This window comes from Bradyrhizobium sp. HKCCYLRH3099 (assembly GCF_051167855.1).
Taxonomy (GTDB): Bacteria; Pseudomonadota; Alphaproteobacteria; order Rhizobiales; family Xanthobacteraceae; genus Bradyrhizobium.
The window spans coordinates 13538-40037 of record NZ_JBNPTW010000012.1; the positions used below are offsets into that span (position 1 = coordinate 13538).

Consider the following 26500-nt stretch of genomic DNA (forward strand, 5'->3'; position numbering starts at 1 on the left):
CGTCAAGAAGGAGCCGGCACGCGAGGAGGGATGTCCATGTTCGAATTGTCTGGGCGCTCGGCCGCACGGGCCGCCGGCCTGCTGGCCGCCACGCTCATGGTGGCGCTCTGGGGTGCTGAAGCCTCAGCCCAGCAGAAGACCGAGGTGTCGCTGTCGCGGCAGCCCGGCATCTTCTACATGCCGAGCCACATCATCGAGAAGAACAAGCTGATCGAGAAGCACGCGGCCGCGCTCGGCGTCCCCGGCGTCACGACCAAATGGCTGACCTTCTCCGGCGGCGGTGCCCAGACCGACGCGCTGCTGTCCGGCAGCGTCGACATCCTCAACACCGGCACCGGCAATCTGCTCTTGCTGTGGGACCGCACGCGCGGCGGCGTGAAGGGCATCGTCGCGACCTCGGCGCAGCCGATGACCTTGATCAGCCGTGATCCCCACATCAAGTCGATCAAGGATTTCGGTCCGACCGACAAGATCGCGGTGCCGACGGTGAAGGTCTCGACCCAGGCCATCGTGCTGCAGATCGCCGCCGCCGAAGCGTTCGGCGCGGAGCAGTGGAACAAGCTCGACGCCAACACGGTGCAGCTCGGCCACCCCGACGCCTACACCGCGCTGACCAATCCGCAGCACGAGGTCCACAACCACTTCTCGATCCCGCCCTATACGTTCCTCGAAATGAAGAACGTGCCGGGCGCGCATGTCGTTCTGAACTCGCCGGACGTGATGGGCGGGCCGCTCAGCCAGGCGCAGTTCTTCACCACGACGAAGTTCGCCGACGCCAATCCGAAGATCATCCAGGCGGTGCGCGACGCCACCAAGGAAGCCCAGGACCTGATCCGCGGCGATACCAAGACGGCGGTCGAGATCTACAAGGAGATCACCGGCGATAAGACGTCCGTCGAGGACCTGCTGGCCTGGCTCAAGGAGCCCGGCATGATGGAATGGAATCTGGAGCCGCAGGGCACGATGAAGTTCGCGACGCATCTGGCCAAGATCGGTACCATCAAGACTCAACCGAAGGCCTGGACTGATTATTATCTGCCCGTCGCGCACGACCTGAAGGGCAACTGATGTCCGCGCTGCTCGATGTCGATGGCGTCACGCTACGCTACAAGACCTCCAGCGCCGTGATCACGGCGACGGAGCGCGTCGGCTTCTCGGTCGACCGCTCCGACCGCTTCGTGTTGCTCGGCCCCTCCGGCTGCGGCAAGTCCACGTTGCTGAAGGCGGTCGGCGGCTACATCAAGCCGAGCGAGGGCCGCATGCGGATCAACGGCCGCGAGATCACCGGCCCCGGCGCCGACCGCATGATGATCTTCCAGGAGTTCGATCAGCTGCTGCCCTGGAAGACCGTGCTCGCCAACGTCATGTTCCCGCTGCTGACAGCGCGGCGCATGCCGCGCAAGGAGGCCGAAAGCCGGGCCCGCGCCTATATCGAGAAGGTCGGGCTGACGCGCGTCGTCGATGCCTATCCGCATACGCTGTCGGGCGGCATGAAGCAGCGCGTCGCGATCGCCCGGGGCATGGCGATGGAGCCGGACATCCTGCTGATGGACGAGCCGTTCGCTGCGCTCGATGCGCTGACCCGGCGGACCTGCCAGGACGAGCTGCTGCAGCTCTGGAATGAGACGAAGTTCACGGTGCTGTTCGTGACGCATTCGATCGCGGAAGCCATCAAGATCGGCAATCGCATTTTGCTGCTATCGCCGCATCCCGGCCGCGTCAAGGCCGAGGTGATCGACGTCGACAAGGTGTCGGCCGAGGACGGCAGCGCCGCGCGGCTGGAGAAGCAGATCCATGATCTGCTGTTCTCCGAACCTGCCACGGCGCATTGAGGAGAGCTGGACATGGCTGACGCCAAGATCATCCTGCGCGATACGTCGGCGGTAAGCTCAGGGCCTGCCGATGTCGAGCGCAAGCTGAGCGTGCTCGAACTGCTGTGGAACGACGGCTTCGTCCGCAAGAGCCTGATCATCGTCGTGCTCGCGGCGATCTGGCAGGCCTATGGCAGCTATCTCGACAATCCGCTGCTGTTCCCGACCTTCTCCGACACCATCGGCGCCTTGTGGGAAAAGGTCCGCGACGGCACGATTCCGATGCGCGCCTGGACCTCGCTGAAGGTGCTGTTCATGGGCTATGCTGCCGGCATCACGCTGGCTGCCATCCTCACGGTGCTGGCGATCTCGACCCGCATCGGCACCGATTTCCTCGAGACCGTCACCGCGATGTTCAACCCGCTGCCGGCGATCGCGCTCTTGCCGCTGGCGTTGATCTGGTTCGGGCTCGGCAGCGGCAGTCTCGTGTTCGTGCTGATCCATTCGGTGCTGTGGCCGGTCGCGCTCAACACCCATTCCGGCTTCAAGAGCGTGTCGAACACGCTGCGCATGGTCGGCCGCAATTACGGCCTCACCGGCTTCTCCTACGTCATCCGCATCCTGATTCCCGCGGCGTTCGGCGCCATCCTCACCGGCCTGAAGATCGGCTGGGCCTTCGCCTGGCGCACCTTGATCGCGGCCGAGCTGGTGTTCGGCGTGTCGTCGGGGCAGGGCGGCCTCGGCTGGTTCATCTTCGAGAACCGCAACCTGCTCGAGATACCCGCCGTGTTCGCCGGCCTCTTGACCGTCATCCTGATCGGCCTCGTGGTCGAGAACCTGATCTTCCGCACCATCGAGCGCAAGACCGTGCTGACCTGGGGAACGCAATCATGACGACACGCAAGACCCCCGATCAGCTGCGCAGCGCGCGCTGGTTCGCGCCCGACGATCTCCGCTCGTTCGGCCACCGCTCGCGGGTGATGCAGATGGGCTATGCCCAGGAGGAGTGGAAGGGCCGGCCGGTCATCGCCATCGTCAACACCTGGTCGGATGCGCAGCCCTGCCACATGCACTTCAAGCAGCGCGTCGACGACGTGAAGCGCGGCGTGCTGATGGCCGGCGGGTTTCCGATCGAGCTGCCGGCGCTGTCGCTGTCGGAGTCGCTGCTGAAGCCGACGACCATGCTCTATCGCAACATGCTGGCGATGGAGGTCGAGGAGCTATTGCGCAGCCATCCCGTCGACGGCGTCGTGCTGATGGGCGGCTGCGACAAGACCACCCCGGCGCTGCTGCTCGGCGCCACCAGCATGAACCTGCCCGCGATCTATCTGCCCGCAGGGCCGATGCTGCGCGGCAATTGGAAGGGCAAGACTCTCGGTTCCGGTTCGGACGCCTGGAAGTACTGGGACGAGCGCCGTGCCGGCAAGCTGTCGGATATCGACTGGAATGCGATGGAGGCGGGCATCGCCCGCAGCCACGGCACCTGCATGACCATGGGAACGGCGTCGACCATGACGGCGATTGCCGAAGCGATCGGCATGACCTTGCCGGGTGCCTCGTCGATTCCCGCCGCTGATGCCGAGCACATCCGCATGAGTTCGGAATGCGGCCGCCGCATCGTCGACATGGTGTGGGAGGACCTGACGCCGGCGAAGATCCAGACGCGCCAAGCCTTCGAGAACGCGATCGCGGTCGCCATGGCGATGGGCTGCTCCACTAACGCCATCATCCATGTCATCGCCCAGGCACGCCGTGCCGGCGCCGACATCGGCCTCGGCGATTTCGAGGCGGCGAGCCGCAAGGTGCCGGTGCTCGCCAATGTCCGGCCGAGCGGCGACACCTATCTGATGGAGGACTTCTACTATGCCGGCGGCCTGCCCGGACTGATGAGCCGGATGACAGAGCATCTTCATCTCGACTGCCTCACCGTCAACGGCCGCACGCTCGGCGACAACATCGGGGGCGCCGGCGTCTACAATGACGACGTCATCCGCCCGCAGTCGAACCCGATCTATCGCGAGGGCGCGCTCGCCGTGCTCAAGGGCAATCTCGCGCCGGACGGCTGCGTCATCAAGCCCTCCGCCTGCGAACCGCGCTTCCTCAGGCACACCGGCCCGGCGCTGGTGTTCGACGACTATCCGTCGATGAAGAAGGCGATCGACGATCCCGACCTCGACGTCACCGCCGATCACGTACTGATCCTGCGCAATGCCGGGCCGCAGGGCGGACCGGGCATGCCCGAATGGGGCATGCTGCCGATCCCGACCAAGCTCGTGAAGCAGGGCGTGCGCGACATGGTCCGGCTGTCGGACGCGCGCATGAGCGGTACCAGCTACGGCGCCTGCATCCTGCATGTCTCGCCCGAGGCGTATGTCGGCGGTCCGCTGGCGCTGGTGCAAACCGGCGATCTCATCACGCTCGACGTCGCCGCCCGCACCATCAATCTCGACGTTCCCGCGGACGAACTGGCCCGCCGCCGCGCCGCCTGGACACCGCCCGCGCCGCGCTTCGAGCGCGGCTACGGCTGGATGTTCGCCCGCCACATCAAGCAGGCCAATGAGGGCTGCGACTTCGACTTCCTGGAGACCGGCTTCGGCGCGCCGGTGAAGGAGCCGGCGATTTATTAGTTCATTGGGCGAGAGGCAGCGCTCTCGCCACGACCGCAGTGCGCTCCCTCCCCCCCTTGTGGGGGAGGGGTGGGGAGGGGGGGAGCCCCAAGCGACACTGCCAATGTGGACCCCCACCCCCAACCCCTCCCCGCAAGGGGGAGGGGAGCGCAGCGAGCAAGATCAAGACAATGACCAAACTCAGCACCGCCACCCGCAACAAGCTCAAGACCGTCTCGACCGCGACTGTCGCCACCGCGCTGTTCAAGCGCGGCCTGCGCATCCAATGCATCCAGAACGTCCATCCGCTCAGCCCGTCGCAGGCGACGATGGTCGGCGAGGCCTTCACGCTGCGCTACATCCCGGCGCGCGAAGACCTCAACACCATCGACGTGTTCCGCGATCGCGGCCATCCGCAGCGCAAGGCCGTCGAGGATTGTCCGCCCGGCGCGGTGCTGGTGATGGACAGCCGCAAGGACGCGCGCGCGGCCTCGGCCGGCGCGATCCTGGTCAGCCGCCTGCAGCAGCGCGGCGTTGCCGGCGTCGTCACCGACGGCGGCTTCCGCGATGCGGCCGATATCGCCAAGCTCGGCATTCCCGCCTTTCACCAGCGGCCGAGCGCGCCGACCAATCTCACGCTGCACCACGCGATCGAGATCAACGGTCCGATTGCCTGCGGCGATGCGCCGGTGTTTCCTGGCGACGTCATCCTCGGCGACAGCGACGGGGTCATCGTCATCCCTGCCGGCATCGCCGACGAGATCGCGGATGAGACCTTCGAGATGACCGCATTCGAGGACTTCGTTGCGGAGGAAGTCGCCAAGGGCCGTTCCATCCTCGGCCTCTATCCGCCGACCGACCCGCAGACCCCCGCCGACTTCGCGGCGTGGCGGGCGAAGAACGGCAGATAACCGGTCCGCACGCCGCTCTCGTCCGGCCTTCGGACCGGACCACGATCTGGCGGCGAAGAACTCGGCTCGCCGCCGACGCGGCTGCGCAACTCTGACATGCGGCTGCACGGCTGCCTGTCCTGTTGACCGGCCACCGCTGGCTCGTCACGGTGCCGGCCTCACCGCTGCACCGTGCCCCCCATGTTCTCCATCGCCTCGCTCTGGATTCCGTTCACGCTGATCGCCGCCGCCGGACAGGTGGCGCGCAACGCGATGCAGCGCTCGCTCACGGCCAAGCTCGGCACCTGGGGCGCGACCAACATCCGCTTCCTGTTCGGCTTCCCGTTCTCCCTGGTATTCCTGACCGTGGTCCTGCTGGCGACCGGGGACCATCTGCCATGGCCGTCCCTGGCGTTCTGGCCGTGGCTGCTGCTCGGCGCGCTCAGCCAGATCATCGCGACCGGCCTGATGCTGCTGGCGATGACCGACCGCTCCTTCGTCGTCACCACGGCCTATTTGAAGACCGAGGCGATCCAGACCGCGATCTTCGGCTTCATCTTCCTCGGTGATCCGCTCTCGGTGCCGAAGGTGATCGCGATCCTCGTCGCCACCATCGGCGTCGTCATCACGGCGCTCCGGCCGGGCGGCGAGAAGAGCTTTGCGGAGCTGAAGCCGACCGTGACGGGGCTGGTCGCGGCTGCGGCGTTCGCCCTGTCGGCCGTCGGCTTTCGCGGCGCCATCATCACCATCGATGGCGTGTCCTTCGTCACCGCGGCGTCCTACACCTTGGTGTGGGGCCTGTTCGTGCAGACGGCGATCCTGACCGCCTATCTGCTCGCCCGCGCGCCGGACATCCTGCGCGGAATCCTGTCGCTGTGGCGTCCCTCGATGATGGCCGGCTTCGTCGGCGCCTTCGCCTCGCAGTTCTGGTTCCTCGCCTTTGCGCTCACGGCGGCGGCCAATGTTCGCACGCTGGCGCTGGTCGAGGTGCTGTTCGCGCAAGGCGTCTCGTACTACTCGTTCAAGCAGCCGGTGTCGCTGCGCGAGCTCGGCGGCATCGCGCTGATCGTCGCCGGCGTTGCATTGCTGATTGCGGTGTAGTCAGCCCTTGATCGCAATCAGCACGGCGCCGCAGGCGATCAGCGCGATGCCGATCCAGCCCTGCAGGCTCGGCCGCTCGCCGAGGAAGACCACGCCGAACAGCGCCACCAGCACGACGCTGAGCTTGTCGATCGGCGCGACCAGCGTGGCCGGTCCGAGCTTGAGGGCGCGGAAGTAGCACAGCCACGACGCGCCGGTGCCGAGCGCCGACAGCGCCAGGAAGACCCAGCTCTTGGTCGAGATCGGGCCGGGTGTGGTGAGCTGTCCGGTGGCGAACAGGATCAGGGCCAGCGCGACCAGCACGATCGCGGTGCGGATCAGCGTCGCGAGATCGGAGTTGAGGCCCTCGACCCCGACCTTGGCGAAGATCGCGGTCAGCGCGGCGAAGAACGCCGAAAGCAGCGCCCAGAGCTGCCAGGAGGAGGAGAGAGGGGACATTGTGATCTCGCAGAGCAAGGCCGCAGTTCGGGTCGAGATCTCCCAACCGTCATTGCGAGCGTAGCGAAGCAATCCAGGGCTGCGCGCGGAACTCTGGATTGCTTCGCTGCGCTCGCAATGACGGAGGTTGCTGCGAGAGTTTACATCCCATCAGCTCGGTCCGTCATTCGTGCGCGCCGGCGCGATCATTCCGGCCCGTCAATTCCGATCGTCAGGCAGCACCGGGATCGGGGCGACCTCGATGCCTTCCTCGATCAGCTCGCGCGCCTCGTCGAGCGAGGCCTCGCCGTAGATCGGCCGGTGCTCGGTTTCGCCGTAATGCATCTTGCGCGCTTCCGTCGGGAAGCGCTCGCCGACATCGTCGGCGTTCTTGACGATGTGGTCGCGCAATTCCTTCAGCTTGGCGCGCAGCTCGCGCTCCTGCGCCATCATCAGCGACGTCGATCCCGGCGGGATCACCTCCTGCGCGGGCGCAGGGACCGGGGCGGCCGGCACCGGCGCGACCTCGCGGCCCTTCTTGCTGACGATACGCGGCGCCATGATCGCCTTTTCGATCTTGGTCGAGCCGCAGGTCGGGCATTCCACCAGCTTGCGCTTCACCTGGGAGTCGTAGGCCGATGAACTCTGGAACCAGCTTTCGAACGTGTGGTCACGCTCGCAGCGCAACGCGTAGCGGATCATGCCGAGCCCCGCACGAGGTGCAGATAGTCCGGCCCGCCCTTGGGATCGGCGATGCCGAAGCGGCGGCCGTGCTGCAGCGAGGGGATGGTCTGGCGCACGCTCTCGACCCTGGAGGGATCGACTTTGGCGACGATCACGCCTGGCTCGACGCCGCCCTCGGCGAGGATCTCGCCCCAGGGATCGATGATCAGCGAGTGGCCGAAGGTCTCGCGCTTGTTCTCATGCAGGCCGCATTGCGCGGCGGCGAACACGAAGCAGCCGGTCTCGATGGCGCGGGCGCGCAGCAGCGTGTGCCAATGCGCCTCGCCGGTCTTGCGGGTGAACGCCGAGGGCACGCTGAGGAACGAGGCGCCGCTCTCGGCCAGCGCGCGATACAGCGCCGGGAAGCGGACGTCGTAGCAGATCGTAAGACCCAGGCGTCCCCACGGCAGGTCGCTGATGACCGCCGTCTCGCCGGGCTGGTAGTTCGCCGACTCGCGGTAGCTCTCGCCGCCCGGCAGGTCGATGTCGAACATGTGGATCTTGTCGTAGCTCGCCAGCACGTTGCCGTCGGGCCCGATCAGGAACGACCGGTTCACGGCTTTCTCGGCCGAGAAGCGCAGCGCCAGCGATCCGATGTGCAATTGGATGTTCAGCTCCTTGGCCAGCGCGCGATAGGCCTTGAGCGAGGGATCGTCGTCCTGGCTCTTGAGCTGCTCGAACAGCGCCGTCCGGTTGAGCTGCATCATGTTGCTCACTTCCGGCGTCTGGACGTATTGCGCGCCTTGCGCGACCGCTTCCCGGATCAGCCTGGTGCCCTGCTCGAGGCTCGGCTCGGGCAGCAGCGAGGTGCGCATCTGCACCATGGCGGCGGTAAAGCTGCGGTCGTTGCTCATGATGTCGCCTTGTCTCCGGTCAGCATGGCGTCGAGCCGGCCCTCGCGGTCGAGCGCGTAGAGGTCGTCGCAGCCGCCGACATGGGTCTTGCCGATGAAGATCTGCGGGAAGGTCGAGCCGGGACCGACGCGGTCATACATCTGCTGCCGGACGTTCGGATCCTTGCCCGCGTCGTATTCGGTAAAGGGGACGTTCTTGCGGGTCAGGAGCGATTTGGCGGCCGTGCAGTAGCCGCACCCCGGACGGGTATAGATTTCGATCGCAGCGGTCATGTCGCGCTCAGCTGTTACGGAAGTGTCAGATTATATGGGAGCGCGGGGCGCATCGACAACCCGGGCGAAGACCAGCACGCTGACCTCCGCCGCCTTGGCCCGCAGCAGCGCGCGGGCGCAGGCGTCGACCGTGGCGCCGGTCGTCAGGACGTCGTCGACGAGCACGACACGGCGTCCCTGCACGTCGTGCAGGCGGTCTGAAGATACCTGGAATGCACCCTGCACATTGCTGGCGCGCTGGGGCCGCGACAGGCCGACCTGCTGCTCCGTTGCGCGCACCCGGCGCAGCGCATCGCCCTGCATCCGGACGCCGCTGGAGCGTGCGATCACCCTCGCCAGCGCCCCGGACTGGTTGTAACGGCGCGAAAAGCCCCGCCGCCAATGCAGCGGGACGGGGACGACGAGGTCGGCGTCGGCCAGCAGCTCGCGGCCGGCCCGTGTCATCCAGCGGCCCATGATCGGCGCCAGATCGGTGCGATCCTGATATTTCAACTGATGCACCAGCGTGCGCGCCACCTCGTCATAGCGCACCGCGGCCCGCGCACGAGCATAGGCCGGCGGGGCGGCAATCGCCTCCATCGACAGCAGCTCGGGACCGGGATCGTAGACGAAGGGAATGCCGAGCTTCGGGCAATACGGCCGCTCGATGAACGACAGCTTGCCCCAGCAGGCGGCGCAGACACCCTCGCCGTCGACCGGCTCGCGGCAGGCGATGCACAGGGTCGGCAGCGCGATGTCGAGCGCGAGCTTGGCCAGATGGCCGCAGGCGCCCCGCGCGGCGCTGGCAGCGGCACGAAGTTGCCCGAAGCGGATTGGAGCAAAGCGGACGCTCATGGATTGAGGCTAGCGGCGCGGACAGTCCGGCTCAAGCGGCGCATTGCCCGTTCCCGAGGATCGGCGTAACCAGCCCCGCATGACACAGCCTGCCACCGCTCCCATCCTGTTCGATCGTTCGCTGCTGGCGCTCAGACAACGGCGGGCGGCGAGGGCGCCGGAGACCTTCCTGCTCGAGCGCGTCGCCGAAGACCTCGTGGACCGCCTCGCCGCGGTCAACAGGTCCTTTCAATCGGCTGCCGACATCTGGACGCCCGGCAATGGCCTGAAGCCGCACCTGGCCGGGCAGGTCGCGGAGCTCGCGCATGTCGCTTCGTCCGACACGGCCGCCGAGACGCTGCCCTTGCAACCGCAATCGCTCGACCTCGCGGTCTCCGCGCTGGCGTTCCAGTTCGTCAACGATCTCCCCGGGCTGCTTGTGCAGATCCGCCGCGCGTTGCGGCCTGACGGTCTGTTGCTGGCGGCGATGGTCGGCGGCGATACGCTGACCGAGCTCCGGCAGAGTTTCGCGGCGGCGGAAGCCGAATGCGAGGGCGGCGTGTCGCCGCGGGTGGCGCCGTTCGCCGATCTGCGCGACATCGGCGGCCTGCTGCAGCGGGCCGGCTTCGCACTGCCCGTGACCGATGTCGACCGCGTCGTCGTGCGATATGCCAGCGCGTTCGGCCTGATGCAGGACCTTCGCCGCATGGCCGCGACCAACAGCCTCGTCGAGCGCCGCCGCACGCCGCTGCGCCGCGCGACCCTGCTGCGCATGGCCGAAATCTACGCCGAGCGCTTCGCCGACGCGGACGGCCGCCTCCGCGCCACCTTCGACATCATCTGGATCTCCGGCTGGGCGCCACATGAGAGCCAGCAGAAGCCGCTGAAGCCGGGCTCGGCGACGGCGAGTTTGGAGGCGGCGGTGAAGCGTGTGCCACACTCCAATGAGGGCGACTAGCTACACTCGTCATCGCCGGGCTTGACCCGGCGATCCATCCTCTTTTTCGCAGGATGATGGATGCGCGGGCCTTCGCCGCGCCGAAGGGCTTTGGCCCCGCAGGCGGGTCAAGCCCGCGCATGACGACCGAAAGTGAGGAGCCGCGCTCGGCTCACATCAACAGATCTATCAGATGCGGCAGCAGCGGAATGTCCGCGGGCGGCATCGGATAGTCGCGCAGCTTGTTCGGCCGCACCCAGGCGAGTTGCTGCCCTTCGCGCGCGGTCACCACGCCTTCCCAGCGCCGGCAGATGTACAGCGGCATCAGCAGATGGAACGTCTCATAGGCGTGGCTGGCGAAGGTCAGCGGCGCGAGGCAGGCTTCGCGCACGGTGATGCCGAGCTCCTCGTCGAGCTCGCGGATCAGGCTGGCCTCCGGGCGCTCACCCGGCTCGAGCTTGCCGCCGGGAAACTCCCAGAGGCCCGCGAGGGTCTTGCCCGGCGGCCGCTGCGCCAGCAGCACGCGATTGTCGGCGTCGACCAGCGCGCATGCGACGACGAGGGTCAGTTTCAACTCAGTCATGAATCAACTCAGTCATGAAGTCCGTCTGCAATTCCGCCAGTTCGCGAAGAGAGCACGTCGTCTCATCGGGACGACGCTTAAGGCCATCTTAACCTAGGCCGGTTCGTCCCGTGTTTCCACGGTTGAAATAAGCCAACCTTAATCGGCTCGCGCATATTTTCACGGGTGTACGCCGTGATCCCTTCATGGTTCGTTAGGCATTCTTCATGCGAATTTTACCAAACCTGCTTGCCCGCCTGCGCCGCGACGTCAGTGGCAACGTCGCCGTGACGTTCGCCATCGTCTGCGTCCCCGTTCTGACCGCCGTGGGCTGCGGCGTCGATTACAGCCGGGCGAACCAGATGCGCGCCAAGCTGCAGGCTGCGGTGGACGCCGCCTCGGTCGGCGCGGTGTCGCGGACCTCGCCGGCCTTTATCGCGGCCGGCGCGATGACCTCGGACGGCGTGATCAGCGTCGGCAATGACGATGCCACCAAGATCTTCAACGGCAACATGTCGGGCACGTCCGGCTACACGCTCACCAACTTGGCGCCCGAGGTGAAGAAGAGCGGTTCGGTGCTGACCGCCACCGTCTCGTTCACCGCCACAGTGCCGATGATGTTCATGAACATCGTCGGCATCAAGACGATGACGCTGCAGGGCACGTCGAAGGCAACGGCGTCGATGCCGAAATACATCGACTTCTATCTGTTGCTCGACAATTCACCGTCGATGGGCGTGGCGGCCACCCCTGCCGACGTGACCAAGATGGTGAACAACACCTCGGACAAATGCGCCTTCGCGTGCCACGATTACAACGATTCCAACAACTATTATAACCTGGCCAAGAAGCTCGGTGTCACGACCCGGATCGACGTGCTGCGCAGCGCCACCCAGCAGCTGATGGATACGGCCGCGCAGACGCAGACCTATCCGAACCAGTTCCGCATGGCGATCTACGATTTCGGCGCGGCGTCGAAGACGATCGGGCTGCGCGCGCTTTTCGCATTGTCCGCGAGCCTGTCGAGCGCCAAGAGCGCCGCGGGGAATATCGACCTGATGGGCGTCTACGGCAACAACGACGCCTACACGGCCGACAAGGACACGCCGTTCTCGACCGTGATCCCCGCCATCAACAACGAGATCTCGACACCCGGCGACGGCACCACAGGCTCGCCGCTGAAATATCTGTTCTTCGTGTCCGACGGCGTCGCCGACGAGAGCAATGCGGGGTGCCTGAAGCCGAAGGCGGGTGGCAATCGCTGCCAGTCGCCGATCAACCCGGCGCTGTGCACCGCGCTGAAGAATCGCGGCATCAAGATCGCCGTGCTCTACACGACCTATCTGCAGCTGCCGACCAACACCTGGTACATGAACTGGATCGATCCCTTCAACAAGGGACCGTTCGGCCCGTCCCCGAACAGCGAGATCGCGCAGAACATGCAGTCCTGCGCCTCGCCCGGGTTCTATTTCGAGGTCTCGCCGACGCAGGGCATCTCGGAGGCGATGAACGCCTTGTTCAAGAAGGCGGTGGCGGACGCACGCATCGCGGGGTAGTCGGGGCGCGAGGGAGGCGCGCGATCGAGCGCGCCTCCGAGACACCGGCGAGCGGTGGGGTCAGGACCGGTAGTCGCCGTTGATCGCGACATACTCCTTGGTCAGGTCGCAGGTCAGCACGCGGTCGCGGCCCTTGCCCAGCCCAAGCGCGACCTTGATCTGGATGGTCTGCGCCTTCATCGCCTCCGAGACCTCCTTCTCGTCATAGGACGGATCGCGCGCGCCCTTCGAGGCCACGCGGATGCCGTTGAAGGAGATCGAGAGCTTGTCGCGATCGGCCGGCTCGCCGGCCTTGCCGACGGCCATCACGACGCGGCCCCAATTGGCGTCCTCGCCGGCGATCGCGGTCTTCACCAGCGGCGAGTTGGCGATCGACATCGCGATCCTGCGCGCCGACGGTTTGCTCTTGGCGCCCTCGACGATGATCTCGACCAGCTTGCGCGCGCCTTCGCCGTCGCGGGCGACCTGCTCGGCGAGGTCGGCCAGCACGGCGTTGAACGCCTTCACGAAGGCCTTGGCGTTGGGGTCGCTGATCCTGCTGATCTTGGTCGCGCCCTTGGCCGCCGCGGCGCCGGTGGCGAAGGCGAGCAAGGTGTCGGAGGTCGAGGTGTCGCCGTCGATGGTCACGGCGTTGAACGTGTCCTCGACGCCGGCCTTGAGCAGCGCCTGCAGCGCCGGCGCGGTGATCGGCGCGTCGGTGAAGATGAAGGACAGCATGGTCGCCATGTCAGGCGCGATCATGCCGGCGCCCTTGGCCATGCCGTTGATCGTCACCTTGGCCTTGCCGAGCTTGACGGTGGCGGTCGCGACCTTCGGGAAGGTGTCGGTGGTCATGATGGCGCGCGCCGCGCCCATCCAGTCCTCAGGTGCAGCCGTGCCGGCAAGGCCCTCGAGCACGCCGTCGAACTTGGTGGCGTCGAGCGGTTCGCCGATGACGCCGGTGGACGCCAGGAAGATCTCGTCCTGCTTGCAGCCGACCGCCTTGGCGGCGATCGACGCGGTCAGCGCCGTCGACTGCTTGCCGGTCTTGCCGGTGAAGGCGTTGGCATTGCCGGAGTTGACGACCAGCGCGCGCGCCTTGCCGCCCTTCAGCTTGGCGCGGCACCATTCGACCGGCGCCGACGGGCATTTCGACTTGGTGAACACGCCGGCCACCGTGGTGCCGGGATCGAGCAGCGCCAGCAGCACATCGGTGCGGTTCTTGTAGCGGATGCCGGCCGCGGCAGTCGCGAGCCTCACGCCGGCCAGTGCCGGCATATCGGGGACTTCGGTCGGGGCGAGCGGGGAGACGGCAGAGGACATCGAAAGGCTTCCGGCAGGAATGGCGGGAAGCGCTCTGTATCATCTCGGTTGGCGTTGTGGGAGTGGATGTCTCCACGCCCACATCCGTCATCCCGGCGAACGCCGGGATCCATAACCACAGGGTTCAGTTGTGAGGCGCGGGACTGGCCGCGTGCCCCATTCCCAACATCACGGAGTATGGGTCCCGGCTCAAGGCCGGGACGACGCCGATTGTGACGCGGTGGTTGCGGCTCTCTGACAACTGCGTGACGAGCCGCCGCCGCGCCTCGAGCGGAGCAAACCGCTTACTTCTTCGCCGGCTCGGCCGGCTTCGCGTCCGCCGGCTTGGCGGCGTCGGCGGCCGGCTTGTCCAGGCGCTCGATCTTGGCCGCCTCGCGCAGCTTGCCGACGTAATCGGCCTGGGCCTTGCGGGTGACGTAGGTCTCGATCTGGCTCTTGACCTGATCGAACTCCGGCGGCTTGCGGTTGCGCTTTTCCTCGACCTTGATGATGTGCCAGCCGAACTGGGTCTTCACCGGGTCCGAGATCTTGCCCGGCTCGAGACCAAACGCCACGTTGGCGAATTCCGGCACCATCTGCTCCTTGGTGAAGAAGCCGAGGTCGCCGCCGTCCGAGGCGCCGGGGTCCTTGGATTTCTTCTTGGCGAGCTCGGCGAAATCCGCGCCCTTGGCGAGCTCGGCCTTGACGGCCTTGGCCTCGTCCTCGGTCTCGACCAGGATGTGGCGCGCATGCACCTCCTGCTCGCCGCCGATCTGCTTGGAGGCTTCCTCATAGACCTTCTTCATCGCGTCCGGCGTGGTCGCGGCCTTGCCCTCGCTGGCGAGCAGGCTATCCATCAGCAGGCGGTTGCGGGTGAAGGCGAGGCGCTTCTTGAAGTCCTCGCTGTCGCCGACCTTCTTGTCCTCGGCCGCCTTGGCGACGAGCTTCATGTCGATCAGGAACGACAGCACGTTCTCGTCCTTGGTCGCGGGGTCCATCTGGGCGAGGCTCGGCCCGAGCTCCTCCTCCGCGAGTGTGACGTCGCTCTTGCGGATCTCGGCCCCGTTCACCTTGGCCAGCACCGGGTTGGCATCGTCGGCGGCGCGCGCGGGGGCGACCAGCAGCGACAATGCGAGACTGCCGGCGAGAGCGGTAGCAAGGCCGAAACGCAGGCCGGTTTTCGTAACCGGGAACGACGTGGTCATGGAAAATCCTTGTCTTGGAAGAGGGGGCTCCAGGGGCGTGGCCTCAGGGCGGCCGGGACACTCGCCCAATCGCCGTGCCTTGGCAACGCGAAAAGTCTGTCAATTTCGTGAAATCGGCGACAGGTTTAAGGCCGATGTCCCGGCGTGAGGCGCCGTTGACAACGTTCCCCCCCAGCCATATCTCTGCCCGATCGCTTCAAGGGCGATAGCGCTTATTTTGCTGCGTTTTTGGCCATTGAACCCTGGTTTGCTCGTCTCCCACTCATCTGACGGCCGCCTCGAGGCGCCGACGTTCGAGCCTGGCGCGGGTGCTGCGGTGCATCACGCCGGGAACAGCAAACCCAAACCATGAGTTACGGCTGCAACGCAGACCCACAGAGGCAGGATTTCAGCAATGATCGGCGCGCTCGCCCGTAAGCTTTTCGGCTCATCCAACGACCGCCGCGTCAAGGGCTACCAGTCCCGCGTCAGCGCCATCAACGCCCTGGAGCCGGAGCTTGCCAAGCTGACTGACGAGCAGTTGAAGGCGCGCACCGAGGACTTCAAGAAGCAGCTCGCCGACGGCAAGACGCTCGACGACCTCCTGGTGCCGGCCTTCGCCACCGTCCGCGAGGCGTCCAAGCGCACCCTCGGCCAGCGCCATTTCGACGTCCAGCTGATCGGCGGCATGGTGCTGCACGAGGGCGACATCGCCGAGATGAAGACCGGCGAAGGCAAGACGCTGGTGGCGACGCTCGCCGTCTACCTCAACGCGCTCGCCGGCAAGGGCGTGCACGTCGTGACGGTGAACGATTACCTCGCCCGCCGCGACGCCGGCTGGATGAGCCAGATCTACGGCTTCCTCGGCCTGACCACCGGCGTGATCGTCCACGGTCTCGACGATGCCGAGCGCAAGGCGGCCTATGCCTGCGACATCACCTACGGCACCAACAACGAATACGGCTTCGACTATCTGCGCGACAACATGAAGTACCGGCTGGAGGACATGGTCCAGCGCGGGCACTATTTCGCGATCGTCGACGAGGTCGACTCGATCCTGATCGACGAGGCCCGCACGCCGCTGATCATCTCCGGCCCGCTCGACGACCGCTCCGAGTTCTACAACACCATCGACACCTTCGTGCCGAAGCTCGACAAGTCCGACTACGACGTCGACGAGAAGCAGCGCACGGTGACGCTCACCGAAGCCGGCATGGAGAAGATCGAGACCCTGCTGCGCGACGCCGGCCAGCTCAAGGGCGAGTCGCTGTACGACGTCGAGAACGTCTCCGTCGTGCACCACATCAACCAGGCGCTGCGCGCGCACACGCTGTTCACCCGCGACAAGGACTACATCGTCCGCGACGGCGAGGTCGTCATCATCGACGAGTTCACCGGCCGCATGATGCCCGGCCGGCGCTATTCGGAAGGCCTGCACCAGGCGCTCGAGGCCAAGGAGCACCAGCCGGTGCAGCCTGAGAACCAGACGCTGGCCTCGATCACCTTCCAGAACTACTTCCGCATGTACGCCAAGCTCGCCGGCATGACCGGTACGGCGGCGACGGAAGCCGACGAGCTGTTCGACATCTACAAGCTCGAGGTCGTGGAGATCCCGACCAACCTGCCGGTGGCCCGTCTCGACGAGGACGACGAGGTCTACCGCACCCAGCAGGAGAAATACGCCGCGATCCTCGCCGAGATCGAGCGCGCCAATTCGCGCCTGCAGCCGGTGCTGGTCGGCACGGCCTCGATCGAGAAGTCCGAGGTGCTGGCCGCCTATCTCAAGCAGCACGGCTACAAGCAGATCGATTTCGGCAGCGAGCGCGCGCTCGACAAGCTCTATGCGGCGGCGCGTGCCGGCAAGCCGGCAAAGCTGTTCGCGGTGCTGAACGCGCGCTTCCACGAGCAGGAAGCCTATATCGTCGCCGAGGCCGGCGTGCCCGGCGCGATCACGATCGCGACCAACATGGCCGGCCGCGGCACCGACATCAAGCTCGGCGGCTCGCTGGAAATGCGTATCCAGCAGGAGACCGGCGGCATCACGGACGAGGCCGAGAAGGCCGCCAAGATCGAGCAGATCAAGGCCGACATCGCCCGCTTCCGCGAGATCGTGCTGAAGGCGGAGGAGACGGTCGAGATCGAGCCCGCCAAGGGCTCCAAGGCGGCCAAGACCGTGACCAAGCCGGGCGGCCTCTACATCATCGGCTCCGAGCGCCACGAATCCCGCCGCATCGACAACCAGCTGCGCGGCCGCTCCGGCCGCCAGGGCGATCCCGGCCGGTCGAAATTCTTCCTGTCGTTGGAAGACGACCTGATGCGCATCTTCGGGTCCGACCGGCTCGACAGCATGCTAACCCGCCTCGGCCTGAAGGAAGGCGAGGCGATCATCCATCCCTGGATCAACAAGGCGCTGGAGAAGGCGCAGCAGAAGGTCGAGGCGCGCAACTTCGACATCCGCAAGAACCTGCTCAAATTCGACAACGTCCAGAACGACCAGCGCAAGGTGATCTTCGACCAGCGCGTCGAGCTGATGCAGGACGAGAGCGTGGTCGAGACCATCACCGATATGCGCCACGCCTTCATCGACGATCTCGTCAGCAAGCACGTGCCTGAGCATGCCTATGCCGAGCAGTGGGATGTCGCCGGCCTGAAGGAGGAGCTCAAGCGCGTCCTCGATCTCGACCTTCCGGTCGATGAATGGGCGAAGGAAGAGGGCATCGCCGACGAGGAGCTGCTCAAGCGCATCGAGACCCAGGCCGACGAGCGCATGGCCGCCAAGGTCGCGCAGTGGGGCCCCGACGTGATGCGCTACGTCGAGAAGACCATCCTGCTGCAGACGCTCGACCACCTCTGGCGCGAGCACCTGATCATGCTCGACCATCTGCGCCAGGTCATCGGCCTGCGCGGCTACGGCCAGCGCGATCCGTTGCAGGAGTACAAGTCGGAAGCCTTCACGCTGTTCGAATCGATGATCGCGCATCTGCGCGAGGCCGTGACGGCGCAACTGATGCGCGTCGAGATCGTGCCGCCGGAGGAGCAGCAGCCGGTGCTGCCGCCGATGCAGGCGCATCACGCCGATCCCACCACCGGCGAGGACGAGATGGCCTTCGCCAACGTCTCCCTGGTGCCGTCGTCAGGCGCCGCCCCGGTCCCGGCCGAAGCGCGCAACCCGAACGATCCGACGACGTGGGGCAAGGTCGGCCGCAACGAGGACTGCCCCTGCGGCAGCGGCAAGAAGTACAAGCACTGCCACGGCCGCTACGCGTAAGCGCGGCTGAGGCAGTCTTTCCATCGTCATTGCGAGCGTAAGCGAAGCAATCCAGAGTCCCGCCAACGACTCTGGATTGCTTCGCTGCGCTCGCAATGACGCTGTTGGCCGAGCTGCGCGCCAAACCATGACTGTCATCCCGGCGAATGCCGGGATCCATAACCACAGGACGATGGGGAGACGCAGGCTGGTCGCTCCAGCGTGCCTGCTATTTTCTGCTGAGGCGTATGGCTCCCGGGTCGGCGCACATCGGCGCGATGCGCCGATGTGCTTGCTCGCGACGACAATGAGGAGGGATCAGGCAGCCTTGGCCGCGTCGACCCGCGCGCCTTCCGCAATCGTCCTTGGCGCCGTGTTGAGCTGCTCGATCGCAAAACCCGCGGCCTTCTTGTAGTTGGCCATGAACGCGTCGCGCTCGGCCGGCGGCACCACGTCGTCGATGTCAGTGAACGTCCCACCGCAGCGCTCGTCGACCAGATTGAGCAACCCGAATGGTCCGGCGCCACGGTTGCGCAAAATCACCGCCGAGATCGGCCCGCACAGCTTTTCGTCATACGCCGCCAGTGCCGCCGGGGTCACGCCGTGGGCCAGCAGGCACGTGCCGAGCACGCGGGCGTCGACGATCGCCTGGCTGGCGCCGTTGCTGCCGGTCGGATACATCGCATGCGCGGCGTCGCCCATCAGCGCGACTGGACCGTCGACCCAGGTCGAGACCGGATCGCGGTCGATCATCGGGTTTTCATAGGCCCCGTCGGCGCCGGCGATCAGCGCGGGGACGTCGAGCCAGTCATAGGTCCAGCCCGCGAAATGATGCGCGAACTCGGCTGTCGGCACCTGCCGGAACCAGCCGGTCTGCTTCCAGCCCTCGGTGTTGTCCATCGTCACCTCGGCGATCCAGTTGATCAGGGCAAGGCCTGTCTTGGGATCGGGATGCGAGATCGGATAGACCACGACGCGATGGCGGTGGGTGCCGAGCCCCACGAAGGACGAGCCGGTGCGCATCGGCTTCGCCCAGGTGACGCCGCGCCACATCACCGCGCCACCCCAATGGATCGGCGGCTGCGCGGGGTGCATCTGCGCGCGCACCGCCGAATGAATGCCGTCGGCGCCGATCAGCAGCCGGCCGCGCTGCTCCGAGCGCGAGCCATCGGCGTGCTCGATGCGCGCCGTCACCGTGCCGTCGGCGTTCTTCTCGTAGCCGCTCACGCGGCTGCCGAGCCGCACGGTGGCGGCGCCCGCACGTTGCACCAGCCGGCTGTACAGCAGCATGTGCAGCTTGCCGCGATGCACGGCATATTGCGGCCAGTTGTAGCCGGCGAGCAGCCCGCGCGGCTCGGAATAGATATCATTGCCGTTCAGCCCGACCAGCGCCCATTCCTTCGCCGGCACGCCGACCTCATCGAGATCAGCCGCGCCGATGCCGAGGTCGTACAATTCGCGCACCGCATTGGGCTGCAGATTGATGCCGACCCCGAGCGGTCGCATCTCGCGCACGCTCTCATAGACGATGCAGGGCACGCCGATTTGCTGCAGGGTCAGCGCGGTCGCAAGGCCGCCAATGCCGCCGCCGGCGATGAGGACAGGAAGATCGGTCATGGGGCTGGTCCTAGGCATGGTCCGTCGCACGTGAACTCGGAAACAAGGCTCGAAGAATGGCCAAGGGGGTGCGGGCGCGGCACTGCAGCGCGCGCGGATCGCCTCCCCTCGATCCAAGACCGGCATTGTCTCGCCGGTCGATCGGAAAAAGGCCTAGTTCAGAAGGCCAGCGGAAACAAGGGGAATGGGCAACCTGAGGTCCCATGGTAGGCTGGTGCCATGCGACATCGATCTCTCTTCCTCTGCGCCGCCCTCCTGCTCGCGGCCGTCTCCAGCCCGGCCCTCGCGTTCGACATCGAGGCGCATCGCGGCGGGCGCGCGCTCCATCCTGAGAACACGCTGCAGGCCTTTGCGGCCGCGCTGGCGCTTGGCGTCGACACGCTCGAGCTCGACGTCGGCGTTACCCGCGATGGCGTGCTGGTGGTCTCGCATGAGCGGCGGCTCAATCCCGATCTCGCCCGCGATGCCGCCGGCAACTACGTGGCGCCGCCCGGGCCGCTGCTGATCGATCTGCCGCTCGCAGACGTGCAGTCGTACGATGTCGGACAGATCCGTCCAGGCAGCGACTATGCCAGGCAGTTTCCGGAGCAGCAGGTGCTCACCGGCGCGGTTCCACCACCCCGCATTCCGACGTTGAAGCAGGTCATCGATCTCGTCAAACGCTCCGGCAACGACAAGGTGCGGCTCAACATCGAGACCAAGCTCGATCCCGCGCTCCCCAATGAGGCGCCGGACCCCGAGCGTTTCGTCAGTCTGCTGCTCGACCTGATCGCTGCCGAGCACTTCGCCGACCGGAGCATGATTCAGTCGTTCGACTGGCGCACCCTGCAACTCGTGCAGCAACGCGCGCCGCAGATTCCGACGGTCTATCTGTCGCTGCAACGTGGCAAGGCACCCACGGTCTCGCTGACCGAGGCCTCGCGCTGGACGGCCGGCTTCAACCCCGCCGATCACGGCGGTTCGCTGCCATCAACGATCCGCGCAGCCGGCGGCAAGGTCTGGTCGCCCTATTTTGCCGACGTCACGCCGGAGCTGATCAGTGAAGCCCACGCGCTCGGTCTTCAGGTCGTGGTGTGGACCGTCAACAAACCGGAGGACATGGCCCGGCTCATCGAGAGCGGCGTCGATGGCATCATCTCCGACCGGCCGGATCTGTTGCGCAAGGTTGCTGTCGAGAAGGGCGTTGCCAAGCCGGTCGCCGCTGCGGCCGGCCCGAGATAGAAGCTGACAATTCGCCGTCTTGAAAGTGGAGGGGGCTCAGAACCGATAGTTGACGCCGAGAGTCGCGGCGTGAACACGGTCCTTGACCTCGAAGCCGGTGATGTTGACGACCGGCGCCGCGTTGCTCATCGTGATGCCGTTCTTGCCGAAATCGTAGTAGTTATATTCGACGGTCGCGGACCAGTGTGCGGCGAAAGCCCACTCCACGCCGGCGCCCGCGGTCCAACCGCTTCGCATCGACGTCGTGCTCGGATCGACGGCGATCCCAGCAGGGAGGATGAATGGATCCTCGTTGCGCTCGCGCGTCCAGGCGGCGCCGCCGCGCGCATAAACCAGCCAGCGCTCGGCGTAGACATAACCAAGCCGCGCCGTTGCGGAGCCGAGAAAATCATTGGTGGTGACGAACTGCGATGGGCGGATCACACCGGTGATCCGATTCCGGACCGAACCACCATGGCTGCTTCGCAGGCTGCTCCAAGCGGCGCGGGCCTCGGCGCCGATGACCCAGGCCGGCGCAAACTGGTAATCGCAACCGATTTGGCCGCCGCCGACAACGCCGGCCCCGCTGTAGTCCCTGGCGACGCCGAGATCGTTGGTCGTCATGTCGTCACTGACGACTCCTCCGACATGACCACCGATATAGCAACCACTCCAGGTGAATTTGACCGGCGTTGGCGCTTTCGCCGTGATCGGGAGGTCAGCAGCTGCCGCAGCAGCACCGAAGAAAGCGATCGCCGCAGAACCCAGCAGAACCTTGAGCATTCCAAACGCCTCAGCACATTCGCGCTGAAGTAGTAGCAGTTGATCGTCGTCCTGTATGTTGTCCGGCAGCAACATTCCGTAAAATTACGGGAACCTTGCTGCCGGACGGCATGAGCTCACCCCGTCACCACCTCGTGCCGGATCACGAACGGCGCCAGCAGGGTGTGCACCTCGTTCTCGATCGCCTCGCGTTGCTCCGCCGGCACGTTGCGCAAGGTCACCGTCGCGAGGCTGCCGTGACTGCCATGAGCGCCGACCTTGACGCTGCAGTCGATGCCGCGGTCGGTGAGCTGCGACAGCACCTTGGTGAACACCCGCGTCGCGGCGTCCCAGCGCAACTGCGGCTTGAACACCTTGCCGACGCCGGTCACCGGCATCGGATCGATCGGGATGATCTGCACCGGCACCGCGGCGCGCTCCGGCGTGCGGGCGCGGACCCAGTCCTCCAACTCGCCCGGTTGCACGCTCGCGCCCGGCTTCAGTTGCACGTAGCCGATCGGCAGTTCGCCCGCATAGGCGTCGGGCTGGCCGACCACGGCGGCAAAGCCGACGGCGGGATGCTGAAACAGGATCTCCTCGATCGGCGCGGGGTCGATGTTGTGGCCGCCGCGGATGACGAGGTCCTTGGCCCGGCCGGTGATCCACAGGAAGCCGTCGGCATCGAGCCGGCCGAGATCGCCCGAGTTGACCCAATGGCCATCAACAAACGCGCCCTTGTTGTGGGCGTCGTCGAGATAGCCGGAGAACACGCCGGGCCCGGCCATGATCACGACGCCGATCTCATCCACGGCGCAGTCGCGCTCGTAGCGTCCTTCGGCGTCGAGCTTGACGATGCGCACCTTCGCATAGGGCACGGGCAGGCCGACCGACCCGAGCCGGATCGGCTGGTCCGCATAGGCCATGGTGTGCACGCTCGACGTCTCGGTCATGCCGTAGACCTCGATCACCGGCAGCTTCAGCCTGTCCATGATCGCCTGGCCGACGGCGACCGGAATTGCCGATCCGCCGCCGGCGGCATAGCGCAGGCTGGAAATGTCGGCGTTGCCTTGCGGCACCGCGAGCGTTGCCGCCAGCACCGTGGGCACGCTCGACAGCGTCTCCGGCTTGTACTTCTCGACCAGTCCCCAGATGTTGCGCACCGCGTTCGGATTGCGCCAGCCGGCACCGGAGAGCACGACAAGGCTGCCGCCTGCGGAGAACGTCTGCAGCGCCTGCGTCAACGAGCCGCCGACATGAAACAGCGGCATGCCGAACAGCAAGGTGCCGCCGGACTTGGCCTTCAGGATCAGGTTGATCGCCCAGGCCTGGTAGACCTGATTGCCATGGCTGTGCCGCACCAGCTTGGGCGTGCCCGTGGTGCCGCCGGTGTGGAAATAGGCCGCGGTGTCGCTGGATTTGATCTGCCGGCCGCTGACGAGGTGATCGCCCGGCTGCGGCTTGATCAGGTCGCCCCAGGCGTGGATGCCGTTGGCCGGATCGCCGCCGCCGCCATGAACCTGCACGATCGCCTTGAGGTGTTTCAGACCGCCGCGGACCTTCTCGACCTTCTGCCAGATGTCGGTGCCGGGCAGGGGGCCGAGCGCCACCAGCACCTTGGTCTTGGCGGCATCGAGAATCTCGGCGATCTGGTGCGGCTCGAGCAGCGGGTTGACCGGGTTGGCGATGCCTGCGGCCTCCGCGCCGAACAGCGTGATGAAGGCTTCGGGCACCAGAGGCAGCATGAAGCTGACGACATCGTCGGGACCGACGCCGAGGGCGTGAAACATGTTCGCCGCCTGCGTCACCTTCGCGATCAAGTCGCGATAGGTGATCACGACCGGCGTATCGGCGGGATCGGCATTTGCCAGAAACTGGATCGCCGGCGCGTCCGGGTTGGCCGACGCGCCGCATTTCAGCGCCTCGTACGTGCTCTGAGCAGCGATCCGTTCGCTGTATGGCGTCTGCTCGAAGGCGCGGATGTCAGCCGTGCTGGCAAATGTCGGATACTCGCCGCCGATGGCGCGATCGAGCAGATGAATGCCCGTCATGGCCTGTCCTCCCTGTGTGTCCTCATCCGGCTCGGGGCCGGCGATTGCGCGCGGGCTCTGTGGCCCGTTCGTCGCGATCGCGAGAGGACAGGATGGGGGAGGATTCGTCTTGCGTCTATCCCGGCGTGATCGGGGATGCCGGGAGTTTTGTCGCAGCGACGCTGCGCTGCAACGCGACGCAGTCCAACGCGCTTGCCGTGTCCAAAGCTTCGAGGAGCTACGCGCGCTCCAACAAAAACTCTGCCGTCATTCCGGGGCAGCCGCGCGTAAGCGCGGATGAGCCCGGAATCCATAGCCACGAGCGGATGTGTGACGAAGACTGCTCCCACAGCCATCTCGTGCCTCATATCCGCCTGTGCGTATGGATTCCGGGCTCATTCGCGCCGGTTCAAAATGGCTGTCGCCATTTTGCGCGCGAATGCCCCGGAATGACGGAGAGAACAAGCGTGGGCAGAGGCCGCCGCGGGCGCGCCTTCGCCCTATGCCCCCGCAGCTTCCGCGTCATTGCGAGCGTAGCGAAGCAATCCAAGGTCCCGCCCACCATCCTGGATTGCTTCGCTGCGCTCGCAATGACGGGAGGGTAGAGCTCGGGACTGAATGTCCGCAGCGTCGCAGCAAGACAATGCTCAACTCGCCGCGTCGATCAAATTCTCCAGCAGCCGCTTCAGCTCGCCGGTCGCCTTGTCGCCGTAGTTCTCCAGGATGTGCGCCTCCTGGCTGGCGGCCAGCGAGTTCAGCCGCTTGCACAGCGCCTTGCCGCGGTCGCTGATGAACATCAGCACCTTGCGGCGGTCGTTCGCGTCCTGGCGGCGGTAGACCAGCGAGTCCGACACCATGCGGTCGATCATCTTGGTCAGGGTCGGATGGTTCAGCAGCACCGCCTCGGCGAGATCCCCCATCGAATGGCCCTCGCCGTCCGACAGCACCTTGAGGATGCGCCACTGCTCGACGGGCACGCCCTCCGTGCTCAGGCGCGACTCCAACTGCCGGTTGATCTCCCGGTTGGCTTGCGCGAGCAGGTAGGCGAGATGTTCGGTGAGGGGGGTGTTGGAAGGGGGCGATTTGGCCACGGTAAATTTCGCTCAGGGGTCCTGAATTGAATGATTGTCCGGCAGTTGCTGCCCGATCTATATGCATCCCAATTCTTGAACATTCAACATTTTCGAATAGGATATTTGCCGAACGCGTGCTGATTTTGACGGCGTATGACCGCCGGCCCACACTGGGCCAACCAGGGTCGCGGCCAAGGAGTGGGTGTGCTCTCGACAGGACCTGTCACGGCCGGGCGCTGCAGCCTGCCGCCCTCCCTGCTGTTCAGGAGCCCGCCCAAGCGGGTCGGCCCGCCGTCGCTGGCCCCCTTCGATCCCGATCGGTTCGCGCGGCGCGGCCGCCACAACAGACTGCGCATCGGCAATTTCATCACGTTCTCCGGCTCGCCGGGAATCTGGGGGCCGGCGGCCACCAACAGCGCGCTGCTGGCGGTCTCCGAGATCAACCGCCGCGGCGGCATCCTCGGCCGCGAGATCGAATTGTTGTTCTACGATTCCGGCGGCCCGGTCGAGGAGGTGGTCGCGTGCGCCAGGGACGCGCTTGATTTCGACGACATCGACGTCGTGATGGGCTCGCATATCAGCGCGGTCCGGCTGGCGCTGCGCCGTCTGACGCGCGGCCGGATCCCTTACGTCTATACGCCGGTCTATGAAGGCGGCGAGCGGACGCCGGGCGTGATGGCGATCGGCGAGACGCCGCACAGCCAGACCCGTCCCGCCATTCATTGGCTGGCCGAGAACAAGGGCGCCAAGCGCTGGTACCTGATCGGCAGCGACTATGTCTGGCCGTGGCAGTCGCACCGCTCCACCAAGACCTACATCACCGAGGCCGGCGGCCATGTCGTCGGCGAGGAATTCGTTCCCGTCGGTGAGGACGATCACGAGGCGCATCTGGCGCGCATCCGCGCCGCCAGCCCCGACGTCGTGCTGATCTCGCTGATCGGCACCGACAGCATCACCTTCAACCGGGCGTTCGGCGAATCCGGCCTCGCCGCGACCACCTTGCGTCTCGCCGGGGCCGTCGACGAAACCGTGCTGCTCGGCATCGGCGCCGACAACACCGAGAATCTCTACTCCGCCTCCGGCTATTTCAATTGCATCGGCTCCAGAGCCAATGACGACTTCCTGGGCGGTTACACTGCGATGTTCGGCGTCGAGGCGCCGCCGGTCGGCTCCGTCGGCCAGTCCAACTACGAAGGTCTGCGCTTCCTGAAAGCCGCCGCGGAGCGCGCCGGCTCATTGTCCCTGCACCCGCTCGCCGCCGCCGGCCGCAACATGGTCTATTCCGGCCCCCGCGGCGATGTCACCCTCCGTCACGGCCGCGCCAGCATGGCCATGCACCTCGCCGCCGCCGACGGCCTGGATTTCAGGATCATCCGTACGTTTTGAGCGATGCCGGGTAGGCGCCTCGCGAGACGTTCCGCTCCTTCCACGTCGTCACGGCCGGGCTTGTCCCGGCCATCCACGTCGGCCGACATGCTGAGAACGACGTGGATGCCCGGGACAAGCCCGGGCATGAGGGAGTAACTGATCGGCAGGATCGCTCGTCAGGGAAGCCCCGCATCTTCAC

The 26500-nt window shown here is 66.1% G+C and carries 23 protein-coding genes; 11 read left to right on the plus strand and 12 right to left on the minus strand.

Going from position 1 to position 26500, the window contains the following annotated elements:
• The first annotated feature begins 36 nt into the window (after positions 1-36).
• The 6 genes from ACQR1Y_RS21690 (at position 37) to ACQR1Y_RS21715 (ending at position 6408) form a co-directional block, all read left to right on the plus strand.
• Positions 37-1068, plus strand: coding sequence for an ABC transporter substrate-binding protein (locus ACQR1Y_RS21690; protein ID WP_434878087.1), 1032 nt, complete (start codon positions 37-39; stop codon positions 1066-1068).
• Complete coding sequence (locus ACQR1Y_RS21695; protein ID WP_015663656.1) at positions 1068-1832, plus strand: ABC transporter ATP-binding protein; 765 nt, start codon at positions 1068-1070, stop codon at positions 1830-1832. Before ACQR1Y_RS21690 ends, ACQR1Y_RS21695 begins: the two co-directional genes overlap by 1 nt.
• Before the next feature lie 12 nt (positions 1833-1844).
• Positions 1845-2705: an ABC transporter permease gene (locus ACQR1Y_RS21700; protein ID WP_434878086.1), complete on the plus strand. Its 861-nt coding sequence runs from the start codon at positions 1845-1847 to the stop codon at positions 2703-2705.
• The gene (araD, locus tag ACQR1Y_RS21705) at positions 2702-4438 is read left to right on the plus strand and encodes an L-arabinonate dehydratase (protein WP_434878085.1); all 1737 of its coding nucleotides are present in this window, start codon (positions 2702-2704) and stop codon (positions 4436-4438) included. Before ACQR1Y_RS21700 ends, araD begins: the two co-directional genes overlap by 4 nt.
• A 170-nt stretch (positions 4439-4608) precedes the next feature.
• Positions 4609-5328, plus strand: a complete 720-nt coding sequence (locus ACQR1Y_RS21710) for a ribonuclease activity regulator RraA (RefSeq protein WP_434878084.1) — start codon at positions 4609-4611, stop codon at positions 5326-5328.
• 180 nt (positions 5329-5508) lie between these two features.
• Positions 5509-6408, plus strand: a complete 900-nt coding sequence (locus tag ACQR1Y_RS21715; protein ID WP_434878083.1) for an EamA family transporter — start codon at positions 5509-5511, stop codon at positions 6406-6408.
• Here the strand turns inward: ACQR1Y_RS21715 and ACQR1Y_RS21720 are convergent, their stop codons facing one another.
• The 5 genes from ACQR1Y_RS21720 to ACQR1Y_RS21740 form a co-directional block, all read right to left on the minus strand.
• The gene (locus ACQR1Y_RS21720; protein ID WP_434878082.1) at positions 6409-6846 is read right to left on the minus strand and encodes an EamA family transporter; all 438 of its coding nucleotides are present in this window, start codon (positions 6844-6846) and stop codon (positions 6409-6411) included.
• A gap of 198 nt (positions 6847-7044) precedes the next feature.
• On the minus strand, positions 7045-7527 hold the full coding sequence (locus ACQR1Y_RS21725) for a DUF1178 family protein (RefSeq protein ID WP_434862023.1): 483 nt from the start codon (positions 7525-7527) through the stop codon (positions 7045-7047).
• Positions 7524-8402, minus strand: a complete 879-nt coding sequence (locus tag ACQR1Y_RS21730) for a carbon-nitrogen hydrolase family protein (protein WP_434878081.1) — start codon at positions 8400-8402, stop codon at positions 7524-7526. The genes ACQR1Y_RS21725 and ACQR1Y_RS21730 overlap by 4 nt, the downstream gene beginning before the upstream one ends.
• Positions 8399-8674, minus strand: a complete 276-nt coding sequence (grxC, locus tag ACQR1Y_RS21735) for a glutaredoxin 3 (RefSeq protein ID WP_434862021.1) — start codon at positions 8672-8674, stop codon at positions 8399-8401. Before grxC ends, ACQR1Y_RS21730 begins: the two co-directional genes overlap by 4 nt.
• A 30-nt stretch (positions 8675-8704) precedes the next feature.
• Positions 8705-9508, minus strand: a complete 804-nt coding sequence (locus ACQR1Y_RS21740) for a ComF family protein (RefSeq protein WP_434878080.1) — start codon at positions 9506-9508, stop codon at positions 8705-8707.
• 79 nt (positions 9509-9587) lie between these two features.
• Between ACQR1Y_RS21740 and ACQR1Y_RS21745 the strand changes: the two genes are divergently transcribed.
• Complete coding sequence (locus ACQR1Y_RS21745; RefSeq protein ID WP_434878079.1) at positions 9588-10445, plus strand: methyltransferase domain-containing protein; 858 nt, start codon at positions 9588-9590, stop codon at positions 10443-10445.
• 151 nt (positions 10446-10596) lie between these two features.
• On the opposite strand, the gene ACQR1Y_RS21750 is transcribed toward ACQR1Y_RS21745, so the two are convergent.
• The gene (locus ACQR1Y_RS21750) at positions 10597-11007 is read right to left on the minus strand and encodes a (deoxy)nucleoside triphosphate pyrophosphohydrolase (RefSeq protein WP_434862018.1); all 411 of its coding nucleotides are present in this window, start codon (positions 11005-11007) and stop codon (positions 10597-10599) included.
• Positions 11008-11213: 206 nt separating this feature from the next.
• On the opposite strand from ACQR1Y_RS21750, the gene ACQR1Y_RS21755 reads away from it, so the two are divergent.
• Positions 11214-12542 (plus strand): TadE/TadG family type IV pilus assembly protein, encoded by a 1329-nt coding sequence (locus ACQR1Y_RS21755; protein ID WP_434878078.1) that lies wholly within the window; start codon positions 11214-11216, stop codon positions 12540-12542.
• 60 nt (positions 12543-12602) lie between these two features.
• Here the strand turns inward: ACQR1Y_RS21755 and argJ are convergent, their stop codons facing one another.
• A complete protein-coding gene (argJ, locus tag ACQR1Y_RS21760; RefSeq protein WP_434878077.1) occupies positions 12603-13844 on the minus strand; it encodes a bifunctional glutamate N-acetyltransferase/amino-acid acetyltransferase ArgJ in 1242 nt (413 codons plus the stop codon).
• A gap of 284 nt (positions 13845-14128) precedes the next feature.
• Complete coding sequence (locus tag ACQR1Y_RS21765) at positions 14129-15028, minus strand: peptidylprolyl isomerase (protein ID WP_434862015.1); 900 nt, start codon at positions 15026-15028, stop codon at positions 14129-14131.
• Between the two features lie 394 nt (positions 15029-15422).
• On the opposite strand from ACQR1Y_RS21765, the gene secA reads away from it, so the two are divergent.
• On the plus strand, positions 15423-18275 hold the full coding sequence (gene secA / locus ACQR1Y_RS21770) for a preprotein translocase subunit SecA (protein ID WP_434862014.1): 2853 nt from the start codon (positions 15423-15425) through the stop codon (positions 18273-18275).
• A 297-nt stretch (positions 18276-18572) separates the two neighbouring features.
• On the opposite strand, the gene ACQR1Y_RS21775 is transcribed toward secA, so the two are convergent.
• Entirely contained in the window at positions 18573-19871 is a 1299-nt protein-coding gene (locus tag ACQR1Y_RS21775) for a flavin-dependent oxidoreductase (protein WP_434878076.1), read from the minus strand.
• A 219-nt stretch (positions 19872-20090) separates the two neighbouring features.
• Here ACQR1Y_RS21775 and ACQR1Y_RS21780 point away from each other — a divergent pair, with 219 nt between their 5' ends.
• Complete coding sequence (locus ACQR1Y_RS21780) at positions 20091-21092, plus strand: glycerophosphodiester phosphodiesterase (RefSeq protein WP_434878075.1); 1002 nt, start codon at positions 20091-20093, stop codon at positions 21090-21092.
• A 36-nt stretch (positions 21093-21128) separates the two neighbouring features.
• Here ACQR1Y_RS21780 and ACQR1Y_RS21785 read toward each other — a convergent pair whose 3' ends face one another.
• The 3 genes from ACQR1Y_RS21785 to ACQR1Y_RS21795 form a co-directional block, all read right to left on the minus strand.
• Positions 21129-21929, minus strand: a complete 801-nt coding sequence (locus ACQR1Y_RS21785) for an outer membrane protein (protein WP_434878074.1) — start codon at positions 21927-21929, stop codon at positions 21129-21131.
• A 41-nt stretch (positions 21930-21970) separates the two neighbouring features.
• Complete coding sequence (locus tag ACQR1Y_RS21790) at positions 21971-23881, minus strand: acyl-CoA synthetase (protein ID WP_434878073.1); 1911 nt, start codon at positions 23879-23881, stop codon at positions 21971-21973.
• Positions 23882-24507: 626 nt separating this feature from the next.
• The gene (locus ACQR1Y_RS21795; RefSeq protein ID WP_434878072.1) at positions 24508-24951 is read right to left on the minus strand and encodes a MarR family winged helix-turn-helix transcriptional regulator; all 444 of its coding nucleotides are present in this window, start codon (positions 24949-24951) and stop codon (positions 24508-24510) included.
• Positions 24952-25137: 186 nt separating this feature from the next.
• Here ACQR1Y_RS21795 and ACQR1Y_RS21800 point away from each other — a divergent pair, with 186 nt between their 5' ends.
• Entirely contained in the window at positions 25138-26319 is a 1182-nt protein-coding gene (locus ACQR1Y_RS21800) for a substrate-binding domain-containing protein (protein ID WP_434878071.1), read from the plus strand.
• Positions 26320-26500: the final 181 nt, after the last annotated feature.

Excerpts from the sequence above, each read along its gene's own strand:
- ACQR1Y_RS21690 (WP_434878087.1), top strand. The coding sequence starts at position 37 with ATGTTCGAATTGTCTGGGCGCTCGGCCGCACGGGCCGCCGGCCTGCTG.
- ACQR1Y_RS21695 (WP_015663656.1), top strand. The coding sequence starts at position 1,068 with ATGTCCGCGCTGCTCGATGTCGATGGCGTCACGCTACGCTACAAGACC.
- ACQR1Y_RS21700 (WP_434878086.1), top strand. The coding sequence starts at position 1,845 with ATGGCTGACGCCAAGATCATCCTGCGCGATACGTCGGCGGTAAGCTCA.
- araD (WP_434878085.1), top strand. The coding sequence starts at position 2,702 with ATGACGACACGCAAGACCCCCGATCAGCTGCGCAGCGCGCGCTGGTTC.
- ACQR1Y_RS21710 (WP_434878084.1), top strand. The coding sequence starts at position 4,609 with ATGACCAAACTCAGCACCGCCACCCGCAACAAGCTCAAGACCGTCTCG.
- ACQR1Y_RS21715 (WP_434878083.1), top strand. The coding sequence starts at position 5,509 with ATGTTCTCCATCGCCTCGCTCTGGATTCCGTTCACGCTGATCGCCGCC.
- ACQR1Y_RS21720 (WP_434878082.1), bottom strand. The coding sequence starts at position 6,846 with ATGTCCCCTCTCTCCTCCTCCTGGCAGCTCTGGGCGCTGCTTTCGGCG.
- ACQR1Y_RS21725 (WP_434862023.1), bottom strand. The coding sequence starts at position 7,527 with ATGATCCGCTACGCGTTGCGCTGCGAGCGTGACCACACGTTCGAAAGC.
- ACQR1Y_RS21730 (WP_434878081.1), bottom strand. The coding sequence starts at position 8,402 with ATGAGCAACGACCGCAGCTTTACCGCCGCCATGGTGCAGATGCGCACC.
- grxC (WP_434862021.1), bottom strand. The coding sequence starts at position 8,674 with ATGACCGCTGCGATCGAAATCTATACCCGTCCGGGGTGCGGCTACTGC.
- ACQR1Y_RS21740 (WP_434878080.1), bottom strand. The coding sequence starts at position 9,508 with ATGAGCGTCCGCTTTGCTCCAATCCGCTTCGGGCAACTTCGTGCCGCT.
- ACQR1Y_RS21745 (WP_434878079.1), top strand. The coding sequence starts at position 9,588 with ATGACACAGCCTGCCACCGCTCCCATCCTGTTCGATCGTTCGCTGCTG.
- ACQR1Y_RS21750 (WP_434862018.1), bottom strand. The coding sequence starts at position 11,007 with ATGACTGAGTTGAAACTGACCCTCGTCGTCGCATGCGCGCTGGTCGAC.
- ACQR1Y_RS21755 (WP_434878078.1), top strand. The coding sequence starts at position 11,214 with ATGCGAATTTTACCAAACCTGCTTGCCCGCCTGCGCCGCGACGTCAGT.
- argJ (WP_434878077.1), bottom strand. The coding sequence starts at position 13,844 with ATGTCCTCTGCCGTCTCCCCGCTCGCCCCGACCGAAGTCCCCGATATG.
- ACQR1Y_RS21765 (WP_434862015.1), bottom strand. The coding sequence starts at position 15,028 with ATGACCACGTCGTTCCCGGTTACGAAAACCGGCCTGCGTTTCGGCCTT.
- secA (WP_434862014.1), top strand. The coding sequence starts at position 15,423 with ATGATCGGCGCGCTCGCCCGTAAGCTTTTCGGCTCATCCAACGACCGC.
- ACQR1Y_RS21775 (WP_434878076.1), bottom strand. The coding sequence starts at position 19,871 with ATGACCGATCTTCCTGTCCTCATCGCCGGCGGCGGCATTGGCGGCCTT.
- ACQR1Y_RS21780 (WP_434878075.1), top strand. The coding sequence starts at position 20,091 with ATGCGACATCGATCTCTCTTCCTCTGCGCCGCCCTCCTGCTCGCGGCC.
- ACQR1Y_RS21785 (WP_434878074.1), bottom strand. The coding sequence starts at position 21,929 with ATGTTGCTGCCGGACAACATACAGGACGACGATCAACTGCTACTACTT.
- ACQR1Y_RS21790 (WP_434878073.1), bottom strand. The coding sequence starts at position 23,881 with ATGACGGGCATTCATCTGCTCGATCGCGCCATCGGCGGCGAGTATCCG.